1 rRNA gene is annotated in these 588 nt (G+C 55.6%); it reads left to right on the top strand.

From position 1 onward, the window contains the following. A 23S ribosomal RNA gene (locus LPAF129_RS11045) occupies positions 1 to 588 on the top strand; the annotation flags it as partial.

The raw sequence follows: 588 nt of genomic DNA, 5'->3' as shown, positions 1-588 counted from the left end.
TTGAGGCATTGGTGGGATACTACCCTCGTTGTATGAACACTCTAACCCACACCGGTGATCCCGGTGGGAGACAGTGTCTGGTAGGCAGTTTGACTGGGGCGGTCGCCTCCCAAAAGGTAACGGAGGCGCCCAAAGGTTCCCTCAGAATGGTTGGAAATCATTCGTAGAGTGTAAAGGCAGAAGGGAGCTTGACTGTGAGACTTACAAGTCGAGCAGGGACGAAAGTCGGGCTTAGTGATCCGGTGGTTCCGCATGGAAGGGCCATCGCTCAACGGATAAAAGCTACCCTGGGGATAACAGGCTTATCTCCCCCAAGAGTCCACATCGACGGGGAGGTTTGGCACCTCGATGTCGGCTCATCGCATCCTGGGGCTGTAGTCGGTCCCAAGGGTTGGGCTGTTCGCCCATTAAAGCGGTACGCGAGCTGGGTTCAGAACGTCGTGAGACAGTTCGGTCCCTATCCGTCGCGGGCGTAGGAAATTTGAGAGGATCTGTCCTTAGTACGAGAGGACCGGGATGGACACACCGCTGGTGTACCAGTTGTCTTGCCCAAGGCAGCGCTGGGTAGCTAAGTGTGGATGAGATAAA

It is taken from the genome of Ligilactobacillus pabuli (assembly GCF_022836475.1).
In the GTDB taxonomy this organism is placed as follows: Bacteria; Bacillota; Bacilli; order Lactobacillales; family Lactobacillaceae; genus Ligilactobacillus; species Ligilactobacillus pabuli.
This window is presented reverse-complemented; position numbering and strand designations above follow the sequence as displayed.